Consider the following 16,115-nt stretch of genomic DNA (forward strand, 5'->3'; position numbering starts at 1 on the left):
ACTTTCATGATTCTACCTCACTCTCGCTTGAAAGCTTTTTTCTCTCCGCGGAATCCGCAGAAACAAACACAAGCCGAGCGCCATTCCGCCCCTCCCGCGAAAAACGCGGAAACAGCCAGAAAACAACACTAAGCTTGAGACCTTTTGCGAGCCACGCCGTCACGAGCGGTGGAAAGTCGATATGAAAGCGCTCCCGCATAATTTTTGACTTTCTAAAATAGTGCGTCCGGCGCGAAAATGCAAATAAAATTCCTTCTTTTTTTGCAAAATCTTCACTTTTTCCGGGAATTGCATGGCGCCGTCAGCGCCGTATCAATTCGTAGAACAGCGCCGGCTCCTTCGCCAGAGTACCGGAATCCAGCTCCAGAATCAGTTTTCCCGCCTTGCCGGTCACCGGCAGTTCCGCAACTCTCTCTCCGTTCAGCTTCAATGCATACGCGCGAAATTCCGCCCGGTCGGGGCGGTCGATCGTCAGACGGAAACGCCCGGTCCTCACCAGAACCGGCAGAGTTCCGATCGCCTCCAGCGTCGTCTCCTCCTCATCGGAGAATCGCATGCCGCTGTTGCGGGCATCGGTGGCGATGACCGCGAGGAGCCGGTCCGCTTTGCGAATCGGCGCGTCTTCCAGCGAGAGAAGCGTAACGGAGGCGGGGACCGAACAGCGTTCAATGGTCAAGGCATCCAGCTTCACCGGATGATCGGTCTTCAGAACCGCCCCTTCCAGCCGGGCTGTCCGGACGGCAAGTTCCGCGGTTTTCACATTCATTGCGACCTCTTCCGTGTCGCTCTCATACAGGCCGCAGGCGGGATTGCTGCGGTTCCCCGGACGGAGGATCCCGTGCTTTTTCAGCAGAGCGCAATACCGCTCCAGCCCCGCGGTGCCGCGGGTTGCCTTGATCTCCTCAAACATGTCGCTGCCGCCGGTTTGGGCGGTACCGTCCGGCGTGATGCGCAGATCCGCGTTGACCGGAGCCCTGTACCTGCCGGCGAATGAAAGGCCGATCCGGCTCCAGATCCACATGCGCGAAAGTTCATCCGGAATCGCCCCCATCGCCCGGCCGCCAAATGCAAACTCTTCGGAAATCGGAATTTCCACCGTATGAGGAGAGGGGCGAATGTCCCCGCGCAGATAACTGAAGGCGGTGACCAGTTCCGAGGCTCGTCCGACGGGATCGTGCCCCACCTGAAAACTGACGAGCGCATCCCCGTAAAGCACCGCCTGATTGCAGTGACAGGCAATGCCGTTCCAGTTCTGCAGTGAGGCGCAGGCTCCGTAAATCAACCCCTGCTCATGCCGGTAACGGTTCCAGAAGACAAATCCGAATTCGGTAATCAGATAGGGACGGTCGAGCCAGCGCGCCGTGCTCTGACGCTTGACTGCACTGCCACCTTCCGCAAGAGGACTTTTCTGGTTGAGAGTGATTCCACGGGAGCCGCCGTAACCGGACGGGTGCGCATGATAGCCGTGCATGGTGATGACCGGCATCTCCGCCCGGGCCGGCAGATGGACCAGCCGGGTGGCCATATCCCACTGCGTGGTCAGCCCACGGTATCCGATCCGCGCCATCTCCCGCTGGTAAAACCGGGTCATTTCCAGCTCCCGTTCCGCCTGAAACCGGGTCATGTCGATCCCGGCCGGGGTATCGGTGCGGGCAACTTTGAAACTCACGCCCGGCACTTGGGCAAACGAACCCGCCGGCGGCAGCACCACATCGCCGCACCGCCCCTGCCAGGCGGCGTACAACGCGGAATAGGAACCGTATTTCCGCTGCAGAAATTCGATCCAGAGCGGCTGAAACGCATCGGCATAGTCGCGCAGATCGAGCCGGATATCCTGTTCATTGTAGTACTGAAACAGAGCAAGAACCGGATCATCCTTCAATGCGGTGCCGGTATAGGGATTCCTGTGCGTCAGGATCTTGGAAACGCCGGCGGTCCAGTTGCGGCGCCGGGCCGGATTGACAAACATCTGCACCTTGGCGCTGTTCGAATGGCGCGCCGCGATCGACAATCCGACCTCGCTGGAAAATCCGACGAAAGAGACCAGACCATCCAGATTGATGTAGATGCCGTTTTTCTTCAGCAGATAGATGAAGTAGTCAAGCCGGTCCTGCGCCTCCGGGTCGAATTCAATTTCATCGGCGGTTTCCGGCAGTGGAAAGGAGTCCTGATTCTTCAACGCCGCTCCCCGGCCGGGACCGACCAGGAAGCGCCCCGGCCCGTGAATCCGCACCATATTGTATCCCTGCCGGACGATGGTTTCGACGAGGGCTTCCACTTCCGTGTGGCTCATGTACTGCATGCCGATTGTGCTGCCGGGCAGAAGCTGAATGGAGAAAAAACGCAGTTCCTGCTCCGGTCTCTTCTCGAAAACGAGCCGGCCGGCGGCGTCGACCGTCACCCGGCCCCAGGTCCCCGCAGGAGAACGGTCGACAAGGCCGGAGAGGTCGAGCGCCGACCCCGCCTTCACCGCCAGATCCGAGGTGTCCACCGGGCGCCATTCCCTGCCGGCTCTGGTTTCGTAAAACGCGGGGCGGGCAACCGCATCGGTAACATCCGTCACCCGGATCGGCCCGAAATCAATTCTGGCGCCCGGCGGCACCTCCCGGAACAGAATCTGCGGCAGAGACAGTGCCTCCCGGGCCTCCGAAGTGATCACAAAACTCAGGTGATGCTTCTTCCAGCTGGCGGGAATGTCGAACGTCTGCGACCGGGCGCGATGCGAATAGGGCGGAGCTGAATCGGCGGCCTGCAGTTCCGCGCGGCAGGGCTGAGAGCTGCGCACTTCAAATTCGATTTCAATTTTCCGGCCTTTCCGCAACGGAATTTCCGAGCGGAAGGTGAGAACCACCGGATAGTTCCCCGGCTTCTTCGGAATCTCAACTTCCAGTACCGGATTGCCGGAGGAATCGCGCAATGGATCGAAGGAAAGCCGGCCGCCGTTTCGAATTGCCACAGCGGCGTCCGGTTTTTCGAACGTCCACTCCCGCAGCAACCGGGGCCCCGCCGCCGCCGACAATACAGTGCCCAGGACAAGAAATAAGAGGAATCGTTTCATTGTGCAAGCTCTCCTGCGCTCAGCGGAACCAGCTCAATCGGCCCGATCTCAATCTTCCGCCCCCGTTTCACCGTGAGGAGCTGAATGCGGGGCAACTGGAAAAATGGTTCTTCGGTGAGGTTCTCATTCCGTTTCAGAATGACTGACAGCTTCTGCCAGTTTGTCGAGAAATTCAGCGTTGCACTCTCGCTCAGGGAGCGCGACGTATTGGTCCGCGCCGTGATGTGAAGTTTCAGTTTTCCCGGAAATTCCGCGCGGCAGAAGAAACTCACTTTCACCGCCGCGGCCTGCGAGAAACCATCGGCCGCGCCGGGAAACAGAAGCACCGGTGCGGACTTCAGCTCCTCCGTGTCGTAATCGGTCCAGATCTGCAGCGTCCGGCCGCCTTCCGGGGGCCGCGTCGTTCCCGGGGCCGCATGGGCTCCGTTCTGGAGTTTCGGGATTCCGGGGCGGTCAAAGTTCCAGACCAGCGGTTCCGCCGCCGTCAGCAGGGTGCTCAGCAGAATTGCCGGCAGGAAGATCAATCGTTTCATGAAATCAAGACTCCTCATTCAGGTTCCGCCGCTTCCGTCACTCCTGCGGCGCTTTGCCGAACCAGAACGCTTTCGCATAGGTGCCGCCCTTCTGGTAGTTGGGCGCGACACTGTCGTAGGGAATCGCGTTGACGGAAAGCGAAGCGGCATGCCCATCCGCATAGCAGACGTTCACAAACCCGTTGTGAACATTGTCCAGCGGCTGCTGGTAGTAACTGCGGCTCTGGAAGAACCCGTTGTTGGATGGATCCCAGGCGCCGTCGAAAAACACGCTCATCTTGCTGGCTTGTTTCACTGCGGAAATTTTGAGCCGGTAATTCAGGCTGGGCTGAGGATAGAACCCTGCATAGTAATTTTTCGCATAGGTCCGGTGCGCGATGTCGCTGCGGCATACGCTGAAATGGGTCGGACAGGTGAATACGGTGGTCGTTTTCCGCAGTTTGTCCTTGGCAAGTTCCCGATCAAGGGGAAGGCCGACATACATGCCGAGCGAGATTCCCCACTGGTAGTAGTCCGGTGTGGTGTCGACCGCATATTGCATGACGAAGTGATCCTGATTGTCGTTCGCATATTGTATCAGACCGGAGCCGAGCTGTTTCAAGTTGACGAGGCATCGGGTGTTCTGCGCTCTTGCCCGCGCTTTGTTGAGCGAAGGCAGCAGCAGACTGGCCAGAATCGCAATGATTGCAATAACAATGAGAAGTTCGATCAAAGTAAAAAAGAGGTTTGTTTTCGGCATGCCGGTATGCGGCCGGTCAAAGGGGCGGAGGTTATTCATGATACTGTCATTCCCGGGTTTTGTTCTGGTTTCTTTCCGTATATATTGTACTGCAGAATATTGCAGAAAGCAACCTTTTCCCCGCTTTTGTTGTGTGACAAAATGCACCAGATTTGCAGAGGCGGAGAAATGCCGGTATATTCTGTCAAAGGAGGTCATGCAGTGAAGAAAGTTACGGTTCGGATGATCGGAGCGGCAGTCGGCGTCTCCCATTCGACGGTGTCGCGGGTGTTGAACAACGATCCCCGCGTGCACCCGGAGACACGGGATCTGGTATTGAAGACAATGCGGCAGATGGGCTACCGGATTGAGACCGGCAACGGGCGTCGCACGATCGCGCTCATCCTCGGCAACAACCGGATGACCGGATATGTGAGCAGCGTGCTGGAAAAGTTGCTGTTCGCCCTGCGTCAGCGGGGAATGCGGGCTGAACTGGTAAACTCCGGCGATGTGGAACTTCTCGGCAGCCGGGCTATTGTCGGAGCCATCGCCCTGGCCCTGGAGGCGGAACTCAACGAACGGTGGAGCGAACTGCAGAATCTGCCGCTGGTCCGGCTGAACAGTCCGGGGTGCCATCGCGATACCATTTACAGCGTCCGTTCGGACGGCGATGCGGGGATGAAGCTGGCGGTGAACTTCCTGCTCCGGCACGGACACCGGCGAATCGCCTTTCTGTCGGATGAGGAGTATCGGCACGAACCGGAACTATTTTCCGGGCGCTTCTACGGATTCTGCGAGGCGATGCGGGCCGCGGGGGAGAGGGAACCGGAGCGATTCAGCTTTTTCCGGGACTATCCGGCGCCCGGGTTCCGGAACCTGCTGGACCTCGGTGTGACGGCCGCCATCTGTGTCGGCGAACTGCACGGGGCCATTGTCGCCCGGAAGATTCACGAAGAGGGGCTCCGGGTGCCGGAAGAGTTCTCCCTGCTCTCGCTGGAGATGCCCCGGATATCGGAGAATCTGACGCCGCCGCACACCACTTTGTCACAGGATTTCGAGGCGCTGGCGGAGCAGGCGGTCTGTCTGCTGGAAGCTCTGATCGATCACCGGGCTGCATCGGATGTATCGATTCCCTACCGGCTGATTGAACGCCGGAGCGTCAGTTTCATGCACTGAAACATTCGCTCCGGCGGAGGAAAATCGCGGCCGGACCGCCGGCTTGCACCGGCGCATCTCCCGGAAGTCCGGAAGCGGACGCCGGGAACATGGTCTCCAGTTACCTTGCGTACAGGACTTTGATGTTGCGAATCAGATACGTGATTTCCGCCGCATTGGTATTCACCCCGATCCGGAGCTGCTGGACCTTATCCGGATCGAACTGATTCGCAAACAGAACAAAGCGCTCCTCCCACTGCTCCGTCGGTTTCGGGACGGAAAGGTACACCGACTCTCCTTCCTCCTTTTGCGTGCCCATAACCGCCATGACCAGCATCTGTTTGACTTGTGCGGCCGGATGCGCTTTGACTTCGAAACTCAAGCCGAGGGCCCCTTTCAGAGATTCCTGCGGCAGCTGGAGCAGATATTCCGGGTAGACCCAGCAGTCCACGCCGGGAGAAAACTTCGCCTGGAACCGGAGCGCCTTCTCTTTGTGGTCGAAGGTGATGGTCATCGCGCCGGAACTGTTGACGCGCCAGCTCCCCGGATCCTCCATGTCCGGCATATCGACTTTCCGGCTCATCCGGGGAAGCATGCAGCAGGGGATGACTGACCGGGTCGCCGGTTTCCCGTTGAAGGTGCCGGTGATCCTGATTTCCCCCCGGAGATCTTCATTCAGGTCCGGCGTAATTTTCAGCGGCAGTTCGATCTTGCCGAAGGGGGGGATCGTCACCGTGCCGGGCAGCCCGGAGACCTTGCCGCCGGCAATGGCTACTTTGCCGCTCTTCGTTTCATCCGACAGGTTGAAGACCTGCAGGCGGAAGGCGGCGTCCTCACGCTTGATGTCTACGCCGGATTTGTCGCCGAGCAGTTTGAAATCGTTCGAAAGTTCCGTACGGAAAACGATGGTGCGGTCATACTCGCCGCTTTCGGCCATTTTTCTGGGGCGGATCTCCCGGGGAGTGGTCGGCTCCAGCGCGGGAAGCCCGGTGAGGATGGAGGGCATCCGCGTCGCGGTGAGCTCAAGCCGGTGGTTGGCCGATTGCACCGTAAAGGGGGTGCCGAAGGCATCGACGCCGGTGAATTTCCCCTCGAGCGGCAAGGAGAATTTTTTCGCCTTGGAATCTTTGAGATTGACCGCCGGGATCCCTTTTTCCGTGTCAATTTCAGACAGGCTCCAGTAAACGAGGGTGCCGCTGCCATCCGGCTGACGGTAGACAAAACCGCGCAGTCCGGGGCCCAGTTCCCGACTGCCCAGAAGGGTCGCATTGCCGAGCTTGTCCGTCAACGTCGCGAAGGCGGCAAATGCCGGCTTCACCGTATAATCGCGCCGCATGAGCCCCCAGTCTTTGAATCCGTTCCGCTCATTGTAAGGCGGCAGCACGAAGACGAAGTCGCGGTCCACGCCGAGAAACTGCATGGTGACCATCATCTTCGGCAGAAATTCGGCGATGATCATCTCCTGTTCCGGAGAGTGTGCCTTGAGACCGGCCATGTAGCTGTCGGTCTTGCCCACCCCCTCCATGTAGCAGCCGTTTTCGGTAAACCAGATCGGGCGGTCCTCAACTTTGTGCTGCTTCAGAAACCGGTGAAGGTTTGCCAGCAGCTCCGGGCATTCGCACAGCCGGGCGTAGGTGTGAATGTTGAAGATGTCAAAGTAACGCTCCACACCATTTTTTATGACGACATCCGCATAGGGCGGCAGGTGGGTATGAGCGAACGCTCCGATGGCGACGGGGAGGTCGGGATCTCCGGCCTTGAAGCCGAGGTAGGCGGCCTTGAGGGCCGATGCATAATCCCATGCCCCTTCCGGCGCGAAGCCGATATCCTGCTCGTTCCAGAATTCCCATACCGCCATTTTGCCGCGAAATGTTTCCGCCAGTTTCTTGGCGAAACGGTAGGTCGCCACCAGGTCGCCGGGCAGATGGGTCGTGTTCGTCTTCGCCCATTTCGGCGCGTCGTGGTACATGCCGGAAAGCTGTATCCCGCGTTCCGAGAGCAACGTGGCGTTGGTCATGTACTGGCGCCAGTTGAACTTGCCGGGCACAGGTTCGCATTCTCCCCAGCTCAGGCGGTCCCGAACCATCTTCAGGCCGGCCCGGCGGGCCACCTCCGACACGACCGCATATCCGTCGCCGGGATGGCGGCTGTTGGCCGGATTGGGGCGCGCCAGCCAGCTCTGCGCACTGTCCAGCGCAAAGAACATCTCCGGATTGCGCGGCTGGACGGAGGGGTCCGCGACGATCGCAAAGCTGCGGAACCCTTGAAATGCCTGCTGTGGCGAGGAGAGCTCCAGCGTATAATAGCCGTTGGGCAGTGACTCCAGAAGAAGTTCCCGTTTTCTGGGCCAGCTTCCGCGGCGCAGCACTTCGCCCTTCCAGTTTTTCAACGTCCATTCCGGCAGGACCCGGACGGACGACTTCAAGGTGAACCGGACAGGTTCTCCCTGAAGGAAGGCCGCTCCGGGAGCCTCTGCCGTAACCACCTCTGCAACGTCACAGGGCGCCGGTCCGGTCGGTTTCCCGATGACCTCGATGTTGCGGAGATAGAAGGTCAGCTCTTCCGAGCGGGGATTCATGCCGATCCGCAGTTGGCGCACGGCCGCGGGATTTTTCACTGCGCGCGCCAGCGGGATGGTTACCTGCTGGTATTCCGGTTTGGGGGGCGGCAGCGGGAAATACGGCATTCCGTTTTCAAACATCACCAGAGCGTGCAGATAGCCCGCCGCGGGATCCTTCTGCACCGCGCGGAATTCAAACCGGATGGCCGTTGCCCCGGCAAGCGTTTCGTGGGAGTGCAGCCGGAGTCTGGGATAACACCAGTAGTCGGAATTGCGCGAAAACTTCGCGTCAAACCGGATGGCGTTTTCCCGGGTGTCGCGGCGGATGGTCATGGCCCCGGAGCAGTTTTTCTCGAACCGTTCCGGCTGGTTCAGCCCGGCAGACCAGGGCAGGATTGTCTCCGCCCCGGAAAGCAGGGAGCATGCGAAAAGAAATGTTGTAGCAAGAGCGATGATTTTCATTGGATTCCAAATCCGGAAGTTTTCTTACTGGAGAATTTTCGATATCTCAGTATGCGTCGATCAACTTCCACCTGTTCAGTTTGTCTGCTTCGTTGCGATACACATGATAGGGACAGGTCTTGACCGAACCGTCTGCACGCAGAACAACCGCGTTCTGACCATGACCGGGGACGGTACTGAGTGATATTCCTGCGGTAATGCAGTACGTCAGCATTTCATGCTTTAATCTGCTGAATTTCTTGCCGAAGCTGGGGATGCTCCATTGAGTCAGCGTTCCGGAGTCGCGGTAATATGGATAATCGCACCAGGTTTTCCCCGCATTCCATCCATCATTCTGGGTGTTGGACGGGCAATGCAGAATCGCCGGTCGCAACCATTTGGGGGCATGGGCAGGGTATTCGATATTTTCCTTGTTGCTGCCCGGTCCCAGATACCCCTGGGCTGCGACAAGTCCAAGACCCACCGCGGAAATCCCGTTGAAGTATTCTGAAATGGAGCGCGGCTCCTCGGTCGGCTTCATGATGGTCGTGATCGTGGCCGGCAGCTGATCGTTGAAGTCCCCTGTATACATGTTGATTCCGGACCCGATCTGCTTGGAGTTGTTGATGCAAGTGGTGGTGCGCGCCCTTTCCCGCGCCTTGTTCAAGGCGGGCAGCAGCATGGCCGCCAGTATGGCTATGATTGCAATAACAATCAAAAGTTCAATTAGTGTAAATGAACGTATGGTTCTTCTCTCCCGGGACCCGCTGAATTGGTTGTTTCTCTTCCTTCTCATGATTTCCTCCAGTCGATAAAATTGTTGCTCAAATGATCCGGTGCTGAATTCCCGGCAGAGTGTCTGTACGTTCTGCCGGAAGCCGCCCGGAGGATACTGCTTTTCTTCTGCTCCTTCATTCCGCTCTCTGTCTTCGAGGGGCCGCCATGAGTCAGTGATGCGGCACGGTCGCAAGGGTTTCTCCCGGAATCCATTCCGTTTTGATTCTGGCGGAACGGGCGGGAGCATCGGGATTCTGTTCCCGCCACCGTACCAGCTCGAGCGTTCTGAATGCCTGGTCCCGCAGGCGGATTGAAAGCGTGGCGGGGCGGGGCTGGTAAAACTCCGCCTCCTGCCGGTCTCCCACCGTCAGCACGGAGATATCCTCGGGCACGCGCAACCCGGCCTGATGAATCCCCGCCATGACCCCCCAGAAGAAACTCAGCGAACAGATGATCGTCGTGTATTGCCGGAGCAGATCGCGGTGAGCGGCAAGTTCGCGTCGAATTGTGTAGTGTGCCAGTTCAAAACGCGGGATTTCAAGCAGAAATGTCGTCTGATTGAACTCTACATCCGGGTGCTCATCGTGAAAATACTCCCGAAATCCGTCGATTCCAGTGTGAAACCGGTCGCCGGGATTCGCCTTCTGCTCCACCCGGAGAATTCTGCGGTGCCCCATTTGGTAGAGCTGTTCCGCCGCCTCTTCCAGCCTGCTGTCCGGCTGATAATAGACGGAATCGGCATTGAACGCGGAGGCGTCGAGCCCGCAGAAGACCATCGGCTTGAGCCGGGAGCGGATCCGCTTGATCAACGGCTCCGAGAGCGTGTGCAGATCGGTCAGCGACGTGCAGGCCAGCGCATCACAGTTCTGCCAGAGATCAAGGATGGAGCGCTCCTCCCAGCTGCGCACGTAGATGATTTTCACCAGCCAGTTCGCTTTGGCACAGGCCTCCGAAATGTGCATGATGAAGTCCAGATTTTCCGGCGCGGCCCATGCCGGCATGACCAGGCCCAGCAGTTTCTGCAACTTTGTTTCCGCGATGTCTTCGCAGACGTAGGTGCCGCTGCCCCGGCTTCGCTCCAGAATGCCGTCGCTGACGAGCCCTCCCACGGCCTTGCGCATCGTCATGTAGCTTACGCCGAACTGTTCCGCCAGATCGCGCTCGGAGGGCAGAGATGCGCCCCGGGCAAAATTGCCGATCTTAATCTCTTTGCGGAGACGCTCTTTGGCGATTTGAACTTTTGTCAATCGTTCCCGCTGCAATTCCATATCCAGAAGTGGTGTCCTGTATTTCGAAATATATCAAAGCTATATATATTATAGCAAAGTTCAATAAAAATGTCAAGAGGAATCGCCTCTTTCCATGATTATTTTTATAAATATTATAGAAGGGAAGGAAAAATTCCACCGGAGCATCCCGCCCGCAGGAGCGCGGCAGGAGAAGTGCGCCGTCCTGCCGGAAACGATTGTTTCTGTCAGGAAATCCTGATAAAATCTCCTCCCCGCGGTTGCATTGAGGCACTCGGCACGGTACATTATACTGCGGGGCTTTCGGAAGCGGCCTCCCGGCCGCACCCTGACGGCAACATCTTTTTTCAGGAGCAATTCTATGGGCGGCTTTTTCGGCGTCGTCGCGGATCATGACTGCGTCTGCGACATCTTCTACGGTACGGATTATCACTCGCATCTCGGAACCAAACGCGGAGGCCTCGCCGTCTGCGATCCCGAAAACCGCATCACACGCCGCATCCATGACATCACCAACGCTCAGTTCCGCTCCAAATTCGACGACGACATCGGCAAATTTTCCGGCAATTCCGGAATCGGCATCATCAGTGACTACGAGGACCAGCCGCTCATCATCTCCAGCAAGTTCGGTACCTACGCCATCGTCACCGTCGGGAAGATCAACAACATCGACGACCTCGCCCGGCAGGCGTTCGAACGCGGATTTTCCCACTTCTCGGAATCCAGTTACGGCGAACTCAACCCCACCGAAATCACCGCCATGCTGATCGACCGCAAGGATTCGATCGTCGACGGAATCGAATACGCGCAGAAGGTGATCGACGGCTCCTGTTCCATTCTGGTGCTCATCAACAACAAAATCTACGCCGCACGCGACCGCTACGGCCGCACGCCGGTGATCCTCGGCGAAAAGGAGGGAGCCTTCGCCGTCTCGATGGAGAGCACCGCCTTCCCCAACCTCGATTACCGCTTCAAATATGAACTCGGCCCCGGCGAAATCGTCGAGATCACTTCGAAAGAGGTGATCCAGAAGCGCGCCCCCGGCGATACGATGAAGATCTGCGCCTTCTTCTGGGTCTACTACGGCTACCCGTCGAGCTGCTACGAGGGGATCAACACTGAAAGCGCCCGCTACCGCAACGGCGAATCGATGGCGGAGGCCGACCGCGATTTCGTCAACGAGATCGATTCGGTCTGCGGCATCCCCGACTCCGGCATCGCCCACGCCATCGGCTACGCCAACGCCGCCGGCAAGCCCTACCGCCGCAGCTTCGTCAAATACACCCCCACCTGGCCGCGCAGCTTCATGCCGCAGAATCAGGCGGCGCGCGACCTCGTCGCCCGTATGAAGCTCATTCCGGTGCAGGAGCAGATCGAAAACAAGCGGATGCTCTTCTGCGACGATTCGATCGTCCGCGGCACCCAGCTGCGCGATACGGTCGTGCGGCTCTACGAACGGGGGGCGAAGGCGGTCCACATGCGGTCGGCCTGCCCTCCGCTGCTCTTCGGCTGCAAGTTCCTCAACTTCTCCCGCTCGCGCAGCGAACTCGACCTCGCCGCCCGCCGCGCCATCGCCCGGCTGGAGACGCGTGAGATCACCGACGAGGTGATTCAGGAGTATCTGGAATACGGTTCGCCCAAGTACGAGGCGATGGTCGAAGAGGTGCGCAAGGAGCTCCATCTCAACACGCTGAAATACCAGAGCCTCGACCGGCTGATCGCTTCGATCGGCATCGACCCGGCGAAGGTGTGCACCTACTGCTGGACCGGGCGCGACGTCGAGGATGAAACGCCGGCCTGCTTCGAATAACAGGGAGGATCAGCCATGTCGGATTTCTGGGTGACCGAAGCGATGAACGGGTTCGGCATGACCGTGCAGGTCGAAGCCGAACTCTGCCGCCGTCAGTCGAAGTTTCAGAAGATCGAACTCTATCAGACGGCGAAACTCGGTCGTCTGCTGCTGCTTGACGGCATCATTCAGCTGACTGACTTCGACGAATTCGCCTACCACGAGATGATGGCCAACCTGCCGCTCTTCGCCCACGAAAATCCGCGCCGGGTGCTGGTGATCGGCGGCGGCGACGGCGGAGTGCTGCGCGAGCTCGGGCGCCATCCTGAACTTGAGGTGATGGAGATCTGCGAAATCGACGAGGAGGTCATCCAGGTCGCCCGCGAGTTTCTGCCGGAGATCTCCTGCGGTTTCGACGACCCGCGGGTGAAGATTCACATCGCCGACGGTTCGGAGTTCGTCCGGAATCATCCGGAGGAATACGATGTGATCATCGTCGATTCGACCGACCCGGGCGGCCCGGGCGCGCCGCTCTTCGGCGAGGAGTTCTACCGGAATATGAAGCGGGCGCTGCGTCCCGGCGGAGTCATCGCCACGCAGGCGGAATCCCCCTACCTTCTGCCGGAAATCGTCGCGCGGCTCCACGCGGTCTCCCGCCGGATTTTCAGTTCGATCGGCTACGGCGCGATCATGGTGCCGACCTATCCGACCGGAATGATCGGGGCGTGCGTCGCCTCCGACGGGGGGGATGTCCGGATTCCGAAGCGGGAGGTCCCGCCGGAACTTGCCGCGCAGCTGCGCTACTACACCAGCGACGTTCACCGGGCGGCGTTCGCCAATCCGGCCTTCGTCAACCGGCTCTTCGCCTGAGGCGGCGACATGCGCGATCCGCAGAAGCTGGCCAATCTCGCGCGCCGTTCCGCGCTCTTCCGGGCGATTCGCGAATTCTTCTACCGGCACGATTTTCTCGAAGTGGAGACGCCGGTGAAGATTCACGCGCCCGCGCCGGAGGAGTACATCGAGTCGGTGCGGGCGGAGGGGGACTTTCTGCGCACCAGTCCCGAGCTGGCGATGAAGGGGATGCTCGCCGACGGCTTCGAGCGGATTTTCCAGATCGGCAGCTGTTTCCGGGCGGGGGAGTTCGGCCGGAAGCACCGCGAGGAGTTCACCATGCTCGAATTCTACGCCGTCCGGATGGAATACCGGGAGCTTGCCCGGCTCACCGCCGCTCTCGTCGCGGAGGCGGCGCGGGAGCTCTGCGGCGACGAAACGCTCCGCTACCGGGGCGAGACGATCCATCTGGGGGATTTTGAATTTCTGACCGTCCGCGAAGCGTTTCAGCGTTATGCGGGAACGACGGTGGAGGAGGCGGAGCGGTGCGACTGCTTCGACGAGTGGATGGTGACGAAGATCGAACCGCAGCTCGGCCGCGGGAAGCTCACCTTTCTCTGCGACTACCCGGCCGACCGTGCCTCGCTGGCGCGGCTCCGGGCCGACGACCCTTCCGTCGCGGAGCGGTGGGAGCTCTACATCGCCGGAATCGAACTCGGCAACGCCTTCGGGGAGTTGACCGACCCGGCGGAACAGAAGGCGCGCTTCCGGGCCGCTCTGGAATTCCGGGCGAAGGCGGGGATGCACCCCTATCCGGAACCGGTGGAGTTCTTCGACGCGCTGGACCGCGGCCTGCCGCAGAGTTCCGGCTGTGCGATGGGGCTGGACCGGCTCTGCATGATCTTCTGCGATGCCGACGACATCGCCGACGTTCGCGCCTGACGCCAGGAAAAGAAAATCGGCAGTTTAAGCAGGCACGTCAAACTTTTCACCGGCTTTGCCTATCCTCTCTTTCTGGATCTTTGAGAGGAAATTTTTATAATAAAAAGCGCCCTTTCCGTTGAAATAAGCTGAAAAAAATGCTATTCTATATCAATTGCTTATTTGATATAAGTCGTTTTTTGCCGCTTGTTTTTCATCGGCAATGACAGCAAACAGAGGAATTTCCACAATGGGCAATACGGCAGAAAAGTACACTCCCGGGCAGCATACCGTCGGCACTATTTTAAATTACATCAACAACGGAGAGATCGCCATTCCAGAAATTCAGCGGCCGTTTGTGTGGAAGGGACGACAGGTTCGCGATTTGATCGATTCCCTGTACAACGGGTATCCGACCGGTTATCTCATTGTCTGGCAGAATCCGAATGTCAAACTGAAAAATGGAGAGACATCTGCCGGAAAGAAGATTCTGATCGACGGTCAGCAACGGGTCACTGCTCTGATGACCGCGATCGGAGGATATGCCGTACTGAATGAGGACTACGAAAAGAAGCAGATTGCCATCGCGTTCAATCCGCTGGCAAAATCGGCGGAGGAACGGTTTGCGGTCAGTACACCGGCGCACCGGAAAAGCTCTTTCTGGATTCCGGATATTTCGACAATCTTTCTTCCCAACTTCGACAGTTATGAATTTATCGATGATTACGCGGCAAAAAATCCTGACGTCAACAAGAGAGAGTTAAACCGGGCAATCATGCAGTTGCTGAACATTCGCTCGTGTCAACTGGGAGTCATCACTCTGACAGCCGATCTGGATATCAGTGAAGTAACTGAAATTTTTGTCCGCATCAACTCGCAGGGAAAACGGTTGAACGAGGCGGATTTTGCGATGTCCAAAATCGCCGCCGATGAGCGCTTCGGCGGCAACCTGCTCCGCAAGGCGATCGATTACTTCTGCCATCTGGCCGTCGATCCGGCATTCTATGGTCCACTGTCGGAAAAAGACACGGAATTCATGCAGTCAGAATTCGCTCCACGGCTGAAATGGCTGAAAGATGACTATGACGACATCTATGACCCGGATTACAACGATATGCTGCGGGTCTCCTCCATGCATCAATTCGGCCGCGGCAAACTGGGCGATCTGGTCAGTCTCCTTTCCGGCCGCGATTTCGTCGAGCGCACCTTCAAAGAGGAGATTGCAAAGGAAAGTTTTGAGAAACTCACCGCCGGTGTTGTGAATTTTATGAATCAGTACAATTTTGAGCAGTTTGTACTGGCGATCAAATCCGCCGGCTATATCAGCTCGAAACTGCTGAATTCAAAGATGACGTTAGACTTCGCCTACACTCTTTATCTCCTGCTTCAAGCCAGCAACGAACTTCCCAAAATTTCAATCAAGCGCTACGTACAGAAGTGGTTTGTGCTGTCAACGCTTACCGGCCGTTACATCGGGTCGCCCGAATCTCAGATGGACCGCGATCTGCGCTCCATTGAGACGAAAGGATTTCTCCCCTTCCTGCAGGAGACGGAAGAGGCGGAACTTTCGGAGACGTTCTGGTCTGTCGGCCTGGTGCAGAATCTGGAGACCTCCTCCATCTCCAGCCCCTATTTCTCCACCTTCCTGGCTGCGCAGATTCACCATGGGGACCGTTCTCTGCTCTCCCATGCGGCAAGGGTTGCCGACTTGATTTCCGCAGGTGACGTACACCATATCTTTCCCAAGGATTTTCTGAAAAAGAATCAGATTACAGACAAATCCCGCTACAACCAGATTGCCAACTTTACTTATCTGGATACCGGGGTGAACATTTCTATCGGGAAACGTGCTCCCGACGACTATTTCCGGGCGGCATTGGAACAGTGTTCCACCGGAGAAATCAAAGTAGGCACAATCATGGATGAAGCTCAGTTCAAAGAGAATCTGGCCGCCAACTGCATTCCGGAGGAGATCATCAGCATGAGTGCGGCTGATTACGACCGTTTTCTGCAACAGCGGCGCATTCTTATGGCGCGGAAGATCAAGGAATATTACCAGTCGTTGTGACTGTCAGCCCGGATGCC

11 protein-coding genes are annotated in these 16,115 nt (G+C 58.1%); 5 read left to right on the plus strand and 6 right to left on the minus strand.

Annotation, left to right across the window (positions count from 1 at the left end; genetic code table 11):
• Positions 1–301: 301 nt before the first annotated feature.
• From ACMLHG_RS14650 to ACMLHG_RS14660, 3 genes are read right to left on the minus strand one after another with little or no spacing between them, the layout of a single operon-like run.
• A complete protein-coding gene (locus tag ACMLHG_RS14650) occupies positions 302–3,058 on the minus strand; it encodes a hypothetical protein (protein WP_417170977.1) in 2,757 nt (918 codons plus the stop codon).
• Positions 3,055–3,591, minus strand: a complete 537-nt coding sequence (locus ACMLHG_RS14655) for a hypothetical protein (protein WP_295810464.1) — start codon at positions 3,589–3,591, stop codon at positions 3,055–3,057. The genes ACMLHG_RS14650 and ACMLHG_RS14655 overlap by 4 nt, the downstream gene beginning before the upstream one ends.
• 37 nt (positions 3,592–3,628) lie before the next feature.
• Positions 3,629–4,369, minus strand: coding sequence for a prepilin-type N-terminal cleavage/methylation domain-containing protein (locus ACMLHG_RS14660; RefSeq protein WP_417170978.1), 741 nt, complete (start codon positions 4,367–4,369; stop codon positions 3,629–3,631).
• Between the two features lie 162 nt (positions 4,370–4,531).
• Here ACMLHG_RS14660 and ACMLHG_RS14665 point away from each other — a divergent pair, with 162 nt between their 5' ends.
• On the plus strand, positions 4,532–5,485 hold the full coding sequence (locus ACMLHG_RS14665; RefSeq protein WP_417170979.1) for a LacI family DNA-binding transcriptional regulator: 954 nt from the start codon (positions 4,532–4,534) through the stop codon (positions 5,483–5,485).
• Positions 5,486–5,585: 100 nt separating this feature from the next.
• Here ACMLHG_RS14665 and ACMLHG_RS14670 read toward each other — a convergent pair whose 3' ends face one another.
• The 3 genes from ACMLHG_RS14670 to ACMLHG_RS14680 all read right to left on the minus strand — a co-directional run bounded on the left by ACMLHG_RS14670 (position 5,586) and on the right by ACMLHG_RS14680 (position 10,489).
• Positions 5,586–8,486, minus strand: a complete 2,901-nt coding sequence (locus ACMLHG_RS14670) for a hypothetical protein (RefSeq protein ID WP_417170980.1) — start codon at positions 8,484–8,486, stop codon at positions 5,586–5,588.
• 46 nt (positions 8,487–8,532) lie between these two features.
• A complete protein-coding gene (locus tag ACMLHG_RS14675) occupies positions 8,533–9,261 on the minus strand; it encodes a DUF1559 domain-containing protein (protein ID WP_417170981.1) in 729 nt (242 codons plus the stop codon).
• Positions 9,262–9,412: 151 nt separating this feature from the next.
• Positions 9,413–10,489 (minus strand): GntR family transcriptional regulator, encoded by a 1,077-nt coding sequence (locus ACMLHG_RS14680; protein ID WP_417170982.1) that lies wholly within the window; start codon positions 10,487–10,489, stop codon positions 9,413–9,415.
• Positions 10,490–10,850: 361 nt separating this feature from the next.
• Here ACMLHG_RS14680 and ACMLHG_RS14685 point away from each other — a divergent pair, with 361 nt between their 5' ends.
• From ACMLHG_RS14685 to ACMLHG_RS14700, 4 genes are all read left to right on the plus strand, one after another.
• Entirely contained in the window at positions 10,851–12,299 is a 1,449-nt protein-coding gene (locus ACMLHG_RS14685) for an amidophosphoribosyltransferase (protein ID WP_294437474.1), read from the plus strand.
• Positions 12,300–12,314: 15 nt separating this feature from the next.
• Positions 12,315–13,148, plus strand: coding sequence for a polyamine aminopropyltransferase (gene speE / locus ACMLHG_RS14690; protein ID WP_417170983.1), 834 nt, complete (start codon positions 12,315–12,317; stop codon positions 13,146–13,148).
• Between the two features lie 9 nt (positions 13,149–13,157).
• Positions 13,158–14,051, plus strand: a complete 894-nt coding sequence (gene epmA, locus ACMLHG_RS14695; RefSeq protein ID WP_417170984.1) for an EF-P lysine aminoacylase EpmA — start codon at positions 13,158–13,160, stop codon at positions 14,049–14,051.
• A 229-nt stretch (positions 14,052–14,280) separates the two neighbouring features.
• A complete protein-coding gene (locus tag ACMLHG_RS14700) occupies positions 14,281–16,098 on the plus strand; it encodes a GmrSD restriction endonuclease domain-containing protein (RefSeq protein WP_417170985.1) in 1,818 nt (605 codons plus the stop codon).
• The last annotated feature ends 17 nt before the right edge of the window (positions 16,099–16,115 follow it).

Origin of the sequence: Victivallis sp. (assembly GCF_048170485.1) — a bacterium.
Classification (GTDB): domain Bacteria; phylum Verrucomicrobiota; class Lentisphaeria; order Victivallales; family Victivallaceae; genus Victivallis.